This window comes from Bradyrhizobium semiaridum (assembly GCF_020329505.1).
Lineage (GTDB): Bacteria > Pseudomonadota > Alphaproteobacteria > Rhizobiales > Xanthobacteraceae > Bradyrhizobium > Bradyrhizobium semiaridum.
Map to the genome: position 1 here is coordinate 274,973 of NZ_JAGKJJ010000007.1, position 14,751 is coordinate 289,723.

Consider the following 14,751-nt stretch of genomic DNA (forward strand, 5'->3'; position numbering starts at 1 on the left):
GCCCTTGTGCGGGCTTCTCGCGCGGCCCCCAGACGCCCGACGGCGCCGGCCTCCCTGGGTTTCAGACTGTCAAATTGTGATCGGGGAGTCATGCAGTTAAGTTCCCGATCCGGTTCGGGAAAAATTCCCGATGCTTGCCGCTGTTCACGGGCGCGAACGCAATGGGGCCCGGACAGCATCGAAGGTGCGATTGCCCTCATGGATCGCAAAGCGCGAGCGCCCTCCAGCGTGCCGCGCGACGGCGCCGCGCTGGCATTCCCGATGGCCCCGGCATATAATTTTCGGGGGCCAGGTGACGGTTACAGGAATGTCGATCTTCATAAGTCGAGCCGGCTTTGTATTGCTGGCGATGGCGCTCTGCCTGAGTGCGCAGGCGGCATCCGCCCAGTCGGACCCCGTGCGCTACTGGACGTCGAACTCGCTGTTCGGCTTCGGCGGCAGCTTGGCCGATGCCCAGAAGGCGAACACCTACGGCAACTTTCCGAGCTTCGACGCCGCGAGCGGCCAAGGCGGCAGCGCCTATCTGACCGGCAATCGTCCGGACGGCTGGTTCATGGCCAGCGAGGGCGGCCGCTTCGGCTGGAGCGGGCTCGGCCAGGCGGGCGCGTTCGGCTCGTACGCCTATCAGGGCGCGCAGGTCGGCTACAACTTCAAGAGCGGCGACGGATCATCGCCCGTGACGCTCTTCGCGGGCTTCGACAGCCTGAAATACAATCCGCCCGGCGCCGGCGGTCCGTTGGCGCCGTTCAGCTCCGGCACCAATGCCGGCTATGCGGTGCGTGGCGGCATCGAGTACCGGCCGACCTCGAACCTCAGCCTGTCGATCGGCGCCAGCTTCGCCCAGCCGCAGGCGGAGCGCATGGACAGCGACATCAACTCGCAACTGCTGCCTGGACAGTCTCCGCTGCTGTTCGGCCGCTAGCGCAGGATGAAGTTAGGTTGAATCGATTTGACCGCGGGTTCGCTCCACCTCTCCCCAACGGGGAGAGGTGGATTTGCGCCAGCAAATCGGGTGAGGGGCTACAGCTCCAACGAGAGACCGTAACCCCTCACCCGGCGCTGCGCGCCGACCTCTCCCAAGGGAGAGGTGAACTGCCGCTCCAACCGAATCTAATCCCATCGCGCTATAGTTAGTTAGCGCGTCAGCACAAGACTGCAGAACCTTCATCCTGATTCAAACAGGCGGGCAGGCTCGCGCTCGAGAACACAGGATCGAACAACATGGACATGCAGGGCAAGATCGCGCTGGTCACCGCCGCAGCGTCGGGCGCCGGCCACGCCGGCGCGCGTATCCTGGCGCGCGAGGGCGCCGCGGTCGCGGTGGTCGACCAGAACGAGATCGGCGTCAAGGCGGTGGCGGACGAGATCCGCAGCGGCGGCGGCCGCGCGCTGGCGCTGACCGGCGATCTCCGCGACGATGATTTCGCGCGCGACATCGTCGGCGCGACGGTGAAGGAATTCGGCGCGCTCGACTGCGTGTGGAATCATCTCGGCATTCCCGGGCCGTCGGTCATCGACGATCTCGACGGCTGGGACCTCAGCATCGATCTCAATCTGCGCTCGCAGCTGATCACCACCAACGCCGCGCTCAAGCACATGGCCGCGCGCGGCAAGGGCAGCATCCTGTTCACGGCATCGACCTCGGGACTGACCGGCTCGCCCTGGAGCCCGACCTATTCGGCGGCCAAGGCCGGCGTGATCGGCCTGTCGCGGGCGCTCGCCAAGCGCCACGCCAAGGACGGCGTCCGCGTCAACGCGATCTGTCCCGGCGCGATCGACACGCCGATGCTGCGGGTGTTCGTCAACCGGCCGGACCAGCCTGGTCACAACGAGGCCGATCCAGAGGAACTGATTAAGGCCGCGGTGACCCGCAACCCGATGGGCCGTGCCGCGCGCCCCGAGGAGATTGCCGAGGTCGCGGTGTTCCTGCTGTCCGACAAGGCCTCGTTCGTCACCGGCATCGCGATGCCGGTCGACGGCGGCACGCTGGCCTAGAGCATGATCCGGAAAGTGCGGAGGGGCGCGTGAGCGGGCCCTGAATCGAAAAGGACCGTCACGACGTGACGGTCCTTTTCTGCCGGTTGAAATAGGCCCTTTAAACTCAATCGTGAAATATGCTTTGTAAGTTATGGCACTGCCGGCGGAGATCGTATTACGACCGTCGTGCCTTAACAGAAATCCGGATCAGTACGGTGTTCCGTGCACGGAACCAGGCCGATGGCCCATTCGGGCTACGGCTCTCGAGTCTCATAGCCTGCATGGAGCGAAGCGCCATCCTGGATTCTTGATTTCGCGGAGAGACCGTTCCCGGATTTCGCTGCGCTCCATCCGGGCTATTGGTCAACGTCAGGTTCAGCCTGTCTTGCGCATCTTGCTGAGCAAATAGTTGTCGTAATAGTTCTCCGCGATCTGCGTGTAGAACAGCACTTCCTTCATGTAGGCATCGTGGCTCTCGCGGGTCTTCTTGAACAGCGGGCTCTTCTCGGAGATCTCGTTGAGATGGTCCTGCGTGGCCTGGTAGCAGGCTTCCATGACCGGCTGCGGGAAGGCGCGCAGCTCGGCGCCGCCGGCGACCAGCCGCTTCAGCGCGGCCGGATTGACGCTGTCGTATTTCTCCAGCATCCAGGCGCCCGCGGCCGAGCCGGCTTGGTTCAGGATCGCCTGGTACTGCTTGGGCAGCGCATTCCATTTCTCGTCATTGACGACCATGTGCAGCATCGCGCCGCCTTCCCACCAGCCGGGGAAGTAGTAGTACTTCGCCACCTTGTAGAAGCCGAGCTTCTCGTCGTCATACGGGCCGACGAATTCCGCGGCATCGATCGATCCCTTCTCGAGCGCGCCGTAGACGTCGCCGCCCGCGATCTGCTGCGGCACGATGCCGAGCCGCGCCAGCACGTGGCCGCCCATGCCGGCGATGCGGAATTTGAGGCCCTTGAGGTCGTCGGCCGTCTTGATTTCCTTGCGGAACCAGCCGCCCATCTGGGTGCCGGAATTGCCCGCCAGGATCGCATGCGCCTTGAACGGTTTCAGCGCCTCGTTGCAGAGGTCAGCGCCGCCGCCGAACGCCCACCAGGATTCCTGGTGGCGATGGTTCATGCCGAACGGCACGCCGGTGGCGTAGGCCAGCGCCGGCTCCTTGCCGATGTAGAAGTAGAGCGGCGTCTGCGCGATCTCGACGGTCGCCGAGCTGACGGCGTCGAGCGCCTGCAGGCCGGGCACGATCTCGCCGGCGGCGAAGGTCTGGATCTGAAACTTGTTGTCGGTGGCTTCCGCGACGTATTTCGCAAAGGTCTGCGTGGTGCCGAAGATGGTGTCGAGCGACTTCGGGAAGCTCGACGTCAAACGCCATTTGATCTCGGGCATGCTCTGCGCGATCGCGGGGGCGGCAACCAGCGTGGTCGCGCCGGCGAGGGCGCCGCCTTGGAGGAACGTACGGCGTTTCATGATGGGCTCACTCCTTTGAACGGCGGGTCGGCCGGGGGTTAGGCGCCTTCCGGGCGCATTGGCCGGTATCAATACTGGCTTCAGGGCGTGCGTGGAAGGTGGCTTGCCGCCGTCGGCGAAGCCCTCGGCCGGCCGCCCCGGCCCCGCCGATCGCGCGGCCGGGGCTTGTCAAGCCGCCGAAGGACGCGCAGTTTGTATTCACGCTGCCGGAACGGCGAAGCGCTCGATTGCGCCCGCATCAGACCATGATCAGGAACGGATTATATCTGGCCGAGACGAGATTTTTGGATGGCGTGGAGGCCTACAACCGGCACGTCATGATGCTGCGCGACGGCACGATGCGCGGCGGCGGCGGATTCTACTACACCGTCGGCAGCTACACCTGCGCCGGCGGCAAGTGGAAAGGTGAAATGACCAGCCGGGAGCATTCACCGATCTCCGGCACCTATCCCTGGGCGCGCAAGACCATCAGCATCGGCTTCACCGGGACCTACACGGACGAGACCGCCGAGTTTGAAGCCACCGCGCTGGCCGGCAAGCAGTCCTTCCGCTTCAGGTCCAATTACAGGCTGCTGCACGCGGATTGAAATCGCATGCGTTCGTCATGCCTGGAGCAAGCCCGGGCATGACGAGTTTGGAGCGTCAGTCCTTGATCTCGCAGCCGAGCCGCTGCAGCATCTCATCGACCCAGCGGCGATCCGCCGTGCCGGCGAGGATCTGCTGGATCGCCTTGTCCTCGCTCGCCTTCTTGGCCTCGGTCAGCTTGCAGATTTCGGCGGCCTCGGCATAGGGCACGCACAGCACGCCGTCGTCATCGGCGACGATGAGATCACCGGGCTCGACGATCATGCCGTCGATCGAGATCGCGCAGTTGATCTCGCCGGGACCGTCCTTGTAGGGGCCGCGATGGGCGACGCCGGCCGCAAACACCGGAAACGATCCGGCGCGGATCGCGCCGGCATCGCGGATCGAGCCGTCAATGACAAAACCCGCGACGCCCTTCTTCTCGGCCAGCGTCGACATGATCTCGCCGATGATGGCGTTGACCAGGATGCCGCCGGCATCGACGACGATGACGTCGCCCGGCTGCGCCAGGTCGATCGCCTTGTGCACCATCAGATTGTCGCCGGGCCGCGTCTTGACGGTCAGCGCCGGGCCGCCGAGCCAGCCGCCGGCATGCATCGGCCGCAGCCGGTTGGTGCCCGCGATCCGCGACATCACATCGCTGACATTGGCGACGGGAAGCGGACGGAAGCGCTCGACCAGATCGGGCGAGACCTTCCGTTTCGCCTTGTGAATAGCAAATCCTATGGCCATCGGTTTTCTCCGGGGTCTGTTCGGCGCGATCAGTTCGCGCGGCGGTCGAGGTGGGCGTTGAGGCGGGGATAGACGCGGCGGGCGTTGCCCTCGAAGATCTTGGCCTTGTCCGCCGCGCTCAGCGGCAATGCATCGATATAGCGGCGGGTGTCGTCGAAATGGTGCCCGGTCTCGGGATCGATGCCTCTGACAGCGCCGACCATCTCGGATGCGAACAGGATGTTCTCGACCGGGATCACGCTGGTCAGCAGCTCGATGCCGGGCAGGTGATAGACGCAGGTGTCGAAGTACACGTTCTTGAGCAGATGCTCCGACAGCGGCGGCAGCTTCATGTCCTGCGCGAGGCCGCGGTAGCGGCCCCAGTGATAGGGCACCGCGCCGCCGCCATGCGGAATGATGAAGCGCAGCGTCGGGAAGCGCTTGAACAGGTCGGAGGTCAGGAATTGCATGAAGGCGGTGGTGTCGCCGTTGAGGTAATGCGCGCCGGTGCCGTGGAAGCAGGGATTGCAGGACGAGGAGACATGCACCATCGCCGGGACGTCGAGCTCGACCATCTTCTCATACAGCGGAAACCACCACTCGTCGGTCAGCGGCGGATCGCACCAGTAGCCGCCGGCCGGATCGGGGTTGAGGTTGCAGCCGACGAAGCCGAGCTGGGTGACGCAGCGCTCCAGCTCGGCGATGCAGTTCTTCGGCTGCACGCCGGGGCTCTGCGGCAACTGGCAGACCGGCACGAAATTGTTCGGAAACAGCGTGCAGACCCGATGCACCAGGTCGTTGCAGATCGTGGTCCATTCGACGCTGGTGGCCTCCTTGCCGACGTGGTGCGCCATGCCGGCGGCGCGCGGCGAGAAGATGGTGACGTCGGTGCCGCGCTCCTTCTGCAGCTTGAGCTGCGCGCCCTGCACGCTGTCGCGGATCTCGTCGTCGCTGATACCGAGATTGGTGGTGAGCGGGCGGCGGCTCTTGTCGGCGAGGCCGGCGAGCTGCTTGTCGCGGAAGGCGTGCAGCTTGGGCGGCTCGGTGGTGTAGTGGCCGTGGCAGTCGATGATCATGGTCTTGCTCTTTCTTCTAATGCGTGGCGGATGACGGGATCGCGTGGGCCAGATCGGCCTCGCGCGGCTTGACGCGCATGGAGGCGGCAATGGCTGACGCGACGACCAGGAAGCCGGCGATCCCGACCAGCGCCCAGGAGAAGCTGCCGGTGGAATCCTTGATCAGGCCGATGCACCACGGGCCGATCAGCCCGCCGAACTGCGCCAGCGTGTTGACGACGGCTATCGAGGCCGCGCCGGCGGCGCCGGTCAGCAGCGAGGCGTTGATGCTCCAGAACAGCGGATTGCCGGCGTTCAGGCTGAAGCCGACGACGCACAGGAACACGAAAGCCAGCACCGGACTGTGGACATAGGCGCTGCCCAGCATCGCGATCGCGGCCAGCAGATAAACTCCGGCAAGATGAAACTTGCGGTCACCGGTCTTATCAGAGCTGCGGCTGACCACGATCGTGCCGACGACGCCGAGCAGCGGCGGGATCGCCGACAGAAAGCCGACCTGGATGTTGCTGAGCTCGCCCATGCCCTTGATGATCTGCGGCAGCCACAGCAAGAGGCCGTAGATGCCGACCAGCGCGCAGCCGAACAGCAGCGCCAGCAGCCAGACCCTGATATCGAGGATGCAGTCGATCAACCTGTGCTGCCCCTGTTGCTCGATCTCGGCCCGTTCGGCGGCGAGCTCGCCTTCCAGCCAGTTGGCCTGCTCCTTGGTGAGCCAGCTCGCCTTGGCCGGACGGTCGGTGAGATAATAGAGCGTGAACAGGCCGAGCAGAATGGTCGGCACGCCCTCCGCGAGGAACATCCACTGCCAGCCATGCAGCCCGCCGGCGCCGTCGAACCAGGTCATGATGCTGGTCGAGATCGGTCCGCCAAGCACGGCCGAGAACGAGCCGGCGATGATGTAGCCGGCGACCGCACGGGCGCGGTAGCGCGAGGGGAACCAGTAGGTCAGATACAGCACGACGCCGGGCATGAAGCCGGCCTCCGCGACGCCGAGGCCGAACCGCATCACATAGAGGCTGAGCGGATCCCACACGAAGGCGGTGAGCGCGGCGACGAGGCCCCAGGTGATCAGGATGCGCGCCAGCCAGATCCGCGCGCCGAGCCAATGCAGCATCAGGTTGCTCGGCACCTCCAGCACCATGTAGCCGAGGAAGAAGATGCTGGCGGCAAAGCCGAAGATCGCGGGGCTGAGGCCGAGATCCTTGTTCATGGTCAGCCCGGCATAACCGAGATTGATGCGGTCGAGATAATTGAAGAACATCATCACGAACAGGATCGGGATCAGCCGCCAGTAGACGCGGCGGATGGTCTGGCGTTCCAGATCGCTGACAGCAGGTTGGATCATTGTTTCCTCGCTTATTGTTATTGATGGCCGATCGCCTCGGCGGATGCGGTCGGTTCAACCTCCGCCGCGAATTCGCATGGCTGACCGGCTGCTCGCGCTGCGCTCCCGCGCCGGATCGTGATGCATATTGCGGCCGTCTCCGCTTGGAGGCCCCTTGGAGCATCGGCATTATCGCGCCAAGATCGGGAAACGGTCCGGTGAGGTCAAATACCTGTTTGACCGCTCACTTATAGGGAAACGGAATAAGCGATGGACTACAGGCAGCTTCGCTACTTCATCGCGGTCGCCGAGGAGCTCAGCTTCAGCCGCGCCGCCAAGCGGCTGCATGTCAGCCAGCCGCCGCTGAGCACGCAGATCAAGGCGATGGAGGAGGAGCTCGGCACCCAGCTGCTGTCGCGGACGCGGCGCGCCGTTGCGCTGACCCAGGCCGGCCAGCTGCTGCTGGAACACGCGCGGCGCGCCGTCGGCGAGCTCGATCTCGCCTCGGAGACCGTGCGCCGGGCCGCGCGCGGCGAGGCCGGCGTGGTCCGCGTCGGCTTCACCGACTCGGTGCCGATGCTCGACATGTTCGCCGAGCTGTTCCGCAGCTTCCGCGCCAGCTATCCGCGGGTCAAGATCGAGCTCAGGCACATGTCGACCGCCAAGCAGCTGCAGGCGATCGCCGATGCCGAGCTCGATGTCGCCATCATGCGGCCGCCGCTGGATTTTCGGCCTGCGGCCGATCTGCAGGTGCATGTGGTGTGGCGCGACCGGCTGATGGTGTTCCTGCCGGTTGATCATCCGCTGGCCGGCGCACCGGGCAAATTGAAGATGGCCGATCTTGCCGACTACGAATTCGTCGGCATGGTCGAGACCGGCTGCGGCGTCGGCGATCAGGCCGCGATGCTGTGCCGGCGTGCCGGCTTTGCGCCGCGCATCGCGCAGGAGGCGCATGAGCTGCGCACCGTGCTCAGCCTCGTCGCGGCGGGGATCGGGATTTCGATCCTGCCATCCTGCTATCAGCAGGCCGGCGTCATGAACGTCGTCGCGAAGACGCTGGATACGGTGGATGCGGAAAGCCGGATGCTGGTCGCGATGCGCTCCAGTGCCTCGCTGCTGCCGCGCCGCTTCGTCGAATGCGCGCTCCAGGCGGCATCGCGCAGCGCGCCGCCGCTCGCCGCCGAAGTTGCCGTTGCCGGCCGCTGATTAGCCGCGCTGATTGGTGAGAAAATGCGTGATCGCGCCGCCCAATCTGGCGTGATCGAGCGGCGCGGCGAGCGAGGCCTTGGCGGTCGCGACCACCGCGTCGGGCGCGCGGCCGCGGTGCAGGTCGCACAGCGCATCGGCATAGTCGGCGGTGAATTCCGGGTGCGGCTGCACCGACAGCGTGGTGCCGCCATCGTACAGCAGCCCGGCATGCGGCGTGAAATCCGACGACATGATGGTGCGCGCCGAGGCGGGCGGGACGATCACCTGATCCTGATGCGAGCAGGCGACCGCGATCTGCTCGCCCGCGAGCAGCCCGTTATCTTCAGCCAGCCGGTAGACGTGGCGTCCCACGCCCCAGCCCTTGTCGGACTTGCGCACCGTGCCGCCGAGCGCCTGCGCGATCAGCTGATGGCCGAAGCAGACGCCGACCGTCGGAATGTGCTTGTCGTGCGCCGTGCGCACGAAATCCTCGAGCGGGGCGATCCAGTCGAAGCCGTCATAGACGCCCGCCGGCGAGCCCGTGATCAGGATCGCGTCGAGGCCAGCGGGATCCGGAAGCGGCTCGCCATCGGGGATGCTGACGACGTCGCAGGCGACCTGTGGATCGGCGGCGGCGACCATCCGCGCGAACATTTGTGGATATGTGCCGTGGGCCGCGCGGAGTTGCGCGTTGACGAGGCCGGTCTCGATGATGGTGATGCGGGGCATGGCTGGTATCGGCGAGGGTAAGCTCGTGTGTGCTTACCCCGAAAATGCGGCCACGCTCAAGCCGCCGGTCAGTTCCGTGACGTCACGGTCGGCGCGATCGTTGCGGTGTGCTGCACCGGGCTTCCGATCGCCGGCGTCGTGCTGACGATCGCCGGCTCGGTACGATAGCGCGGCAGCTGGTCCTCCAGTGAATAGCCGACGCAGAGCGCAAGGCTCGACCACACCGCCATGCTGAAATACAGCGACATCCAGGCGATCTCCTCGCGCCACTCGGCGATGTCATGCGTCACGATCCAGCGCCTGCTGACGTCGCGCAGCCCCTCGAGCGGGTGCAGCAGCGTGCCGCCGGCGGCGAGATTGGCGCGCCAGCGGTTCAGATACATCGGGACGTCGATGGTCATCAGGAAGGCGAGGAAGGCGGCGATGCCGCCGATCGCGGCGATGAAGGCCCAGCGCACCGGGCCGTGAAACTCCGGCAGCAGCCGGCACAGCGCGATCCCGACCAGGAAGAACACCATGGCCCAGATCGAATTCTCGATCGCATTGCAGAGATAATGGGTGGTCAACACCGCGTACCAGGAAAACGCTTCCGCGATCACGATCAGCGGCACGATGATCCAGGCGATGGTCACGGTGGTCTCGGCGCCGGTCATGGTGCCGAGCTGATGCAGCACGATCGCCCATTGCGCCGCGAAGCAGATTTCGGCGACGGTGGCGACGCTGCGGCCGACCGCGACGCTCGACAGCCAGGTGTCGACCAGGCAGATGCGCTGCACGTCGGCGCGCGGCAGCACCGAACGGAATGCGCAGCCGAACACATAGCCGGCGGACAACAGCAACATCAGGCCGATGCCGGACGTGTTGCTCAGGCTGCCGCTGCTCTGCTCATGGTACTGACGGTACAGCGCGAACCAGATCGCAATGTTGGCGCCGCTGACCAGGGTCAGCAGGCTCCACCACCGCACCACGGGATTCGACCAGGCCAGCGAAACCGGCCGCGCCTGACGCTTCATGCTCAATTCATCGCTCCGCGTGTTACCGAATTGACATTGGTGTGTAGCAATTCTGTCATAAATGTCCGGGAATCACGACTAAAAAATGCGTGTGGAGCGGGGCTGTGACGGCCCCGATTGTGACAGCGCGAGGGGCGTGCCCGACGTCCCCCCTCGTCATTCCGGGGCGCGCCATCCGCGCAAAGCGCGGCCCCGATGGAGCGAGCCCGGAATCCATCGGGCTGCGCGATTGGTGGATGAATGGATTCCGGGCCTGCGTGCTGCGCACGCATCCCGGGACGACGAGGGAGAAGGACGCGCTGCCTCGCCTCACCCGCGCAGCGCAGTCTCCGGGATGGTGCGGCGGACCACCTCGCGCATCGCGAAGCTGGAATGGATGCGCGCGACGCCGGGCATCCGCGACAGATGCTGCTTGTGGATGCGCTCGAAGTCGGCGATGTCGCGGGCGATGACTTGCAGGTGATAATCGTCGCTGCCGGACATCAGGTGGCACGACACGACGTCGGGACAGCGCGCGATCGCAGCCTCGAACGCGGCCAGATAATCCTCGCTCTGCTTCTCCAGCGTGATCGTGACGACCACTGTTGTCACGAGGCCGAGCGCTGATGGCTCAAGGTCGACGCGATAGCCGCGGATGACACCGGTCTCCTCGAGATGCCGGATCCGCCGCGCGCAGGCGGTCGGCGACAGCCCGACCTTCTCCGCAAGCTCGATCTGGCTGGCGCGGGCGTCCGAGACCAATTCCGACAGGATTCTGAGATCGATACGGTCGAGGCCGTCCACGCAGTTTTCCTTCAATGAGCGGGCCGCAGACGAAGACTATGAGCGTATTCGGATGTGCACAAGCCGGATTTCGCTGAGAAACGCCACCTGACGGGGAATAGCCTTGGAAGCGGCGGAGACCAGTTTTCAAGGAGCGGACCATGCGCATCGGCGTGCCCAAGGAGATCAAGATCGAAGAGTATCGTGTCGGGCTGACGCCGGCGTCAGTCCGGGAATATTCAGCGCACGGACACGAGGTCGTGGTGCAGCACGGCGCCGGCGACGGCATCGGCGCCAGCGACGACGCCTACAGGCAGGCCGGCGCCCGCGTGGCCGACACGGCCGAAGAGGTGTTCTCCGTCGCCGACATGATCGTGAAGGTGAAGGAGCCGCAGCCGTCGGAATGGGCGCGGCTGCGCGAAGGCCAGATCCTCTTTACGTATCTGCATCTCGCGCCCGACGTGCCGCAGACCAAGGGGCTGCTCGCGTCCGGCTGCACCGCCGTCGCCTACGAGACCGTGACCGACGGGCATGGCGGGCTGCCGCTGCTGGCGCCGATGAGCGAGGTTGCCGGCCGTCTTGCGATCGAGGCTGCGGGCGCGGCGCTGCGCAAATCTGCCGACGGCATGGGCAAGCTGCTCGGCGGCGTGCCCGGCGTGCCGCCGGCCCGGGTTGCGATCATCGGCGGCGGCGTGGTCGGCACCCATGCGGCGCGGATGGCGGCCGGGCTCGGCAGCGACGTCATCATCCTCGACCGCTCGCTGCCGCGCCTGCGCCTGCTCGACGATCTGTTCGCAGGCCGCGTCCGCACCCGCTTCGCCACGCTGGAGGCGATCGAGCAGGAGATCATCGCCGCCGACGTCGTGATCGGCGCGGTGCTGGTGCCCGGCGCCGCCGCGCCGAAACTTGTCTCGCGCGCGCAGCTTTCCAGCATGAAGCTCCGCGCGGTGCTGGTCGACGTCGCGATCGACCAGGGCGGCTGCTTCGAGACCTCGAAGCCGACCACGCATCAGGCGCCGACCTACCTCGTCGACGACATCGTGCATTACTGCGTCGCCAACATGCCGGGCGCGGTGCCGGTGACATCGAGCCACGCGCTGAACCACGCGACGCTGCCGTTCGGTCTCGCGCTGGCATCGAAGGGGCTGCGCGCGCTGGTCGAGGACCCGCATCTGCGCGCCGGCCTCAACATCCACCGCGGCCGCATCACCAACCGCGCCGTCGCCGAGAGCCAGAACCTCGCCGTCGTGATGCCGGAGGAAGCGCTGGCGTCGTGAGGATTCGATCGTGCGGGTGCAACCTCCCCTTGAAAAGGGGAGGTTGCTTTGCTCGTCAGAGCAAAGCGGGTGGGGATCCGCTCTCTCCACGTCGAGCGTCGCCTGTGCTTGACCCCCCATCCCGACCTTCCCCCTTTCAGGGGGAAGGTGAAGACAGACCGTTAATCCGGATGCGTTGCGCTCCATCCGGCCTACGCACTGTCGTCCCTGCCTGGTGCGCAATTACGCACGGGCGGCGGGACGACACTCAGGATGTTGCGGCATCCGTCACCGTCATCAGCGCGACGCGTTTAGCGTCCTGAGATGTCATTTCTCGGAATATCCTCGCCCGGCTTCATCTGTCAGTTTTTCCAGCCGACGCTGCATGACTTCAATGATGAGCTCGCGCTTTGCCGCGATTCGTTCGATCGGTCCGCCGATGCCGATAGCGAGCGGAGCGCGTCTCTTTGGCAGCGGAACAAGCATGCCTATCGTGTTTGCGCCCGGCGTCGTGCGGCCGCCTGACTCGGAAAACCCGCGTCGGCGGATGCGCTCGACCTCTTCGAGAAAGACCGATTCTCGAACGCGCACCGATTGATTCGGCTCTTCAGCATTATTGCGACGGATAATGCCGCGCACGGTTGCGTTTGGCATTTGGCTCAGCAGCACGTGTCCGAGGGCGGTACGAACCATCGGTCGTATTTGACCGGCTTGAGCAGTGTACTGAAGCCGCGAGGTGCTGGGTACAACGTGTAGATACTGCATCCCCGCGGCGCCCGCCTGATGTCCAAGCATAACGGTTTCGCCGCCAGTCGCCCTCCAGAGCTCCTCCATCAGGTCTGTGAGCTTTGTATCGCGGAACGGTGAACGACGGATCCAATCACCAAGCAGGTTTACCCGATAGCTGGGTATGAAACGCCGGGTCAGTCGATCGTATTCAAGGTAGTTCAATTCAACGAGGCTGCTCAGCAACACCGAAGTGCTCGATTGGGGCATCTTCAGCGCGGCAGAAATTTCAGTCACGGACGCAGCGCGCTTTGTTTCCCGAAAGAATTCCAGAACCGCAAAAGTCCGCATGGCCGATTTGACGATGATCGTCTTGTTCGAGTTCGGCATGCCTGTCTCCGCGTGGCAATTGCCGCACCTCTATCACATATGTGATGTTAGGGCGAAAAGGCTTCACTTCAGGGCAACTTTGGCACAGATTGGTGTCCATAAGATCAAATCGCATGGAAACGCAGAGCGCAGGGAGGGCGGATGCCCGGACGAAGCCTGTTCGAGAAGATCTGGGACCAGCATGTCATTGCCCGGTTGAACGAGGACACTGACCTCCTTCATATCGACCGCCATCTGCTGCACGATCTCGGCGGCTCGCGCGGCCTGCTCGATCTCAAGAGCCGCGGCCTCAAGGTCCACAATCCCGAGCTGACCTTTGCGACGCCGGATCATGCGATCTCGACCGCGCCCGGGCGCGCTGGAACCAGCAAGATCGGGCTGGAATTGCTGGCCGCGCTCCGGGTCGAGACCTCGGCGAGCGGCATCACGATGTTCGATGTCGATCAGCCCGGCCAGGGCATCGTCCACGTCGTCGGGCCGGAACTCGGCCTGAGCCTGCCGGGCGCGACGATCGTCTGCGGCGACAGCCATACCTGCACCCATGGCGGCCTCGGCGCGCTCGCCTTCGGCATCGGATCGAGCGAACTCACCCACGTGCTGGCGACGCAGGCGCTGATCCAGCGCCGGCCGAAGACGCTGCGCGCGCGCTTCGAGGGCAAGCTGCCGCTCGGCGTCACCGCCAAGGACATGATCCTCGCTTTGATCGGGCAGATCGGCGCGGCCGGCGGCACCGGCTATGCCGTCGAATATGCCGGCAGCGCGATCCGCGAGCTGCCGATCGAAGGACGGCTCACGATCTGCAACCTCTCGATCGAGCTCGGCGCCAAGATGGGCATGGTCGCGCCCGACGAAAAGACTTTTGAATTTCTGCGCGGCCGGCCCTATGCGCCGACAGGCGAGATGTGGGATCTGGCGGTCAAGGCCTGGCGCGAGTTGCCGAGCGATCCCGACGCGGTGTTCGACCGCGAGGTCGTGATCGATGTCACAAAAATCATTCCGCAGGTGACCTGGGGCATCAGCCCTGAGCATGTCATCGGCGTCGACGGCAGGATCCCCGATCCGAAGACGGTCGACGATCCGGCACGCCGTGCCGCGATCGAAACCGCGCTGGACTATATGGGCCTGCAAGGCGGCGCGCCGATCGCGGGCACGCCGGTCGACTGGGTGTTCATCGGCTCCTGCACCAACAGCCGGCTCAGCGATCTGCGCGCGGCGGCCGAAGTCGCGCGCGGCCGCAAGGTCGCGCCCGGCGTCCGCGCCTGGGTGGTGCCGGGCTCGGAGAACGTCAAGCGCGATGCCGTCGCCGAAGGGCTCGACAAGATCTTCGTCGAGGCCGGTTTCGAATGGCGCGAGCCGGGCTGCTCGATGTGCCTCGCCGCCAACGGCGAGGTGGTGGCGCCCGGGCAGCGCTCGGTGTCGACTTCGAACCGCAATTTCGTCGGTCGCCAGGGACCGCGGGCGCGGACGCATCTGGCGAGCCCGGCGAGTGCCGCGGCGTCAGCCATCGCGGGTGCGATCGCCGATGTCAGGATGATGGGACGCTGACC

14 protein-coding genes are annotated in these 14,751 nt (G+C 65.4%); 6 read left to right on the top strand and 8 right to left on the bottom strand.

The features are described 5' to 3' along the window. The first annotated feature begins 307 nt into the window (after positions 1-307). Together J6500_RS11930 and J6500_RS11935 are read left to right on the top strand one after the other, a co-directional pair. Positions 308-922 carry a hypothetical protein gene (locus tag J6500_RS11930; RefSeq protein ID WP_225712884.1) on the top strand — a complete coding sequence of 205 codons (615 nt, stop codon included), beginning with the start codon at positions 308-310 and terminating at the stop codon, positions 920-922. Between the two features lie 299 nt (positions 923-1,221). Next, positions 1,222-1,995 carry an SDR family NAD(P)-dependent oxidoreductase gene (locus tag J6500_RS11935; protein ID WP_225712885.1) on the top strand — a complete coding sequence of 258 codons (774 nt, stop codon included), beginning with the start codon at positions 1,222-1,224 and terminating at the stop codon, positions 1,993-1,995. Between the two features lie 357 nt (positions 1,996-2,352). On the opposite strand, the gene J6500_RS11940 is transcribed toward J6500_RS11935, so the two are convergent. Beyond that, a complete protein-coding gene (locus J6500_RS11940; protein ID WP_225712886.1) occupies positions 2,353-3,444 on the bottom strand; it encodes a TRAP transporter substrate-binding protein in 1,092 nt (363 codons plus the stop codon). A 293-nt stretch (positions 3,445-3,737) separates the two neighbouring features. On the opposite strand from J6500_RS11940, the gene J6500_RS11945 reads away from it, so the two are divergent. After that, the gene (locus J6500_RS11945; RefSeq protein ID WP_225712887.1) at positions 3,738-4,031 is read left to right on the top strand and encodes a hypothetical protein; all 294 of its coding nucleotides are present in this window, start codon (positions 3,738-3,740) and stop codon (positions 4,029-4,031) included. Between the two features lie 55 nt (positions 4,032-4,086). Here the strand turns inward: J6500_RS11945 and J6500_RS11950 are convergent, their stop codons facing one another. The 3 genes from J6500_RS11950 to J6500_RS11960 are packed head-to-tail and all read right to left on the bottom strand — an operon-like array spanning position 4,087 to position 7,161. Beyond that, a complete protein-coding gene (locus J6500_RS11950; RefSeq protein WP_225712888.1) occupies positions 4,087-4,761 on the bottom strand; it encodes an RraA family protein in 675 nt (224 codons plus the stop codon). 29 nt (positions 4,762-4,790) lie between these two features. Continuing rightward, the gene (locus J6500_RS11955; protein ID WP_225712889.1) at positions 4,791-5,816 is read right to left on the bottom strand and encodes an amidohydrolase family protein; all 1,026 of its coding nucleotides are present in this window, start codon (positions 5,814-5,816) and stop codon (positions 4,791-4,793) included. 16 nt (positions 5,817-5,832) lie between these two features. Then, positions 5,833-7,161, bottom strand: a complete 1,329-nt coding sequence (locus tag J6500_RS11960; RefSeq protein WP_225712890.1) for an MFS transporter — start codon at positions 7,159-7,161, stop codon at positions 5,833-5,835. A gap of 249 nt (positions 7,162-7,410) precedes the next feature. On the opposite strand from J6500_RS11960, the gene J6500_RS11965 reads away from it, so the two are divergent. Next, a complete protein-coding gene (locus tag J6500_RS11965) occupies positions 7,411-8,346 on the top strand; it encodes a LysR substrate-binding domain-containing protein (protein WP_225712891.1) in 936 nt (311 codons plus the stop codon). Here J6500_RS11965 and J6500_RS11970 read toward each other — a convergent pair whose 3' ends face one another. The 3 genes from J6500_RS11970 to J6500_RS11980 all read right to left on the bottom strand — a co-directional run bounded on the left by J6500_RS11970 (position 8,347) and on the right by J6500_RS11980 (position 10,868). Further along, a complete protein-coding gene (locus J6500_RS11970) occupies positions 8,347-9,057 on the bottom strand; it encodes a type 1 glutamine amidotransferase (protein WP_225712892.1) in 711 nt (236 codons plus the stop codon). Between the two features lie 68 nt (positions 9,058-9,125). Further along, positions 9,126-10,070: a hypothetical protein gene (locus J6500_RS11975; RefSeq protein ID WP_225712945.1), complete on the bottom strand. Its 945-nt coding sequence runs from the start codon at positions 10,068-10,070 to the stop codon at positions 9,126-9,128. 309 nt (positions 10,071-10,379) lie between these two features. Further along, a complete protein-coding gene (locus J6500_RS11980; RefSeq protein WP_225712893.1) occupies positions 10,380-10,868 on the bottom strand; it encodes an Lrp/AsnC family transcriptional regulator in 489 nt (162 codons plus the stop codon). 125 nt (positions 10,869-10,993) lie between these two features. Between J6500_RS11980 and ald the strand changes: the two genes are divergently transcribed. Further along, positions 10,994-12,109 carry an alanine dehydrogenase gene (ald, locus tag J6500_RS11985; protein ID WP_225712894.1) on the top strand — a complete coding sequence of 372 codons (1,116 nt, stop codon included), beginning with the start codon at positions 10,994-10,996 and terminating at the stop codon, positions 12,107-12,109. Positions 12,110-12,415: 306 nt separating this feature from the next. On the opposite strand, the gene J6500_RS11990 is transcribed toward ald, so the two are convergent. Next, the gene (locus tag J6500_RS11990; RefSeq protein ID WP_225712895.1) at positions 12,416-13,204 is read right to left on the bottom strand and encodes an IclR family transcriptional regulator; all 789 of its coding nucleotides are present in this window, start codon (positions 13,202-13,204) and stop codon (positions 12,416-12,418) included. A 141-nt stretch (positions 13,205-13,345) separates the two neighbouring features. Here J6500_RS11990 and leuC point away from each other — a divergent pair, with 141 nt between their 5' ends. Further along, a complete protein-coding gene (leuC, locus tag J6500_RS11995) occupies positions 13,346-14,749 on the top strand; it encodes a 3-isopropylmalate dehydratase large subunit (RefSeq protein WP_225712896.1) in 1,404 nt (467 codons plus the stop codon). Positions 14,750-14,751: the final 2 nt, after the last annotated feature.

Excerpts from the sequence above, each read along its gene's own strand:
- J6500_RS11930 (WP_225712884.1), top strand. The coding sequence starts at position 308 with ATGTCGATCTTCATAAGTCGAGCCGGCTTTGTATTGCTGGCGATGGCG.
- J6500_RS11935 (WP_225712885.1), top strand. The coding sequence starts at position 1,222 with ATGGACATGCAGGGCAAGATCGCGCTGGTCACCGCCGCAGCGTCGGGC.
- J6500_RS11940 (WP_225712886.1), bottom strand. The coding sequence starts at position 3,444 with ATGAAACGCCGTACGTTCCTCCAAGGCGGCGCCCTCGCCGGCGCGACC.
- J6500_RS11950 (WP_225712888.1), bottom strand. The coding sequence starts at position 4,761 with ATGGCCATAGGATTTGCTATTCACAAGGCGAAACGGAAGGTCTCGCCC.
- J6500_RS11955 (WP_225712889.1), bottom strand. The coding sequence starts at position 5,816 with ATGATCATCGACTGCCACGGCCACTACACCACCGAGCCGCCCAAGCTG.
- J6500_RS11960 (WP_225712890.1), bottom strand. The coding sequence starts at position 7,161 with ATGATCCAACCTGCTGTCAGCGATCTGGAACGCCAGACCATCCGCCGC.
- J6500_RS11965 (WP_225712891.1), top strand. The coding sequence starts at position 7,411 with ATGGACTACAGGCAGCTTCGCTACTTCATCGCGGTCGCCGAGGAGCTC.
- J6500_RS11970 (WP_225712892.1), bottom strand. The coding sequence starts at position 9,057 with ATGCCCCGCATCACCATCATCGAGACCGGCCTCGTCAACGCGCAACTC.
- J6500_RS11975 (WP_225712945.1), bottom strand. The coding sequence starts at position 10,070 with ATGAAGCGTCAGGCGCGGCCGGTTTCGCTGGCCTGGTCGAATCCCGTG.
- ald (WP_225712894.1), top strand. The coding sequence starts at position 10,994 with ATGCGCATCGGCGTGCCCAAGGAGATCAAGATCGAAGAGTATCGTGTC.
- J6500_RS11990 (WP_225712895.1), bottom strand. The coding sequence starts at position 13,204 with ATGCCGAACTCGAACAAGACGATCATCGTCAAATCGGCCATGCGGACT.
- leuC (WP_225712896.1), top strand. The coding sequence starts at position 13,346 with ATGCCCGGACGAAGCCTGTTCGAGAAGATCTGGGACCAGCATGTCATT.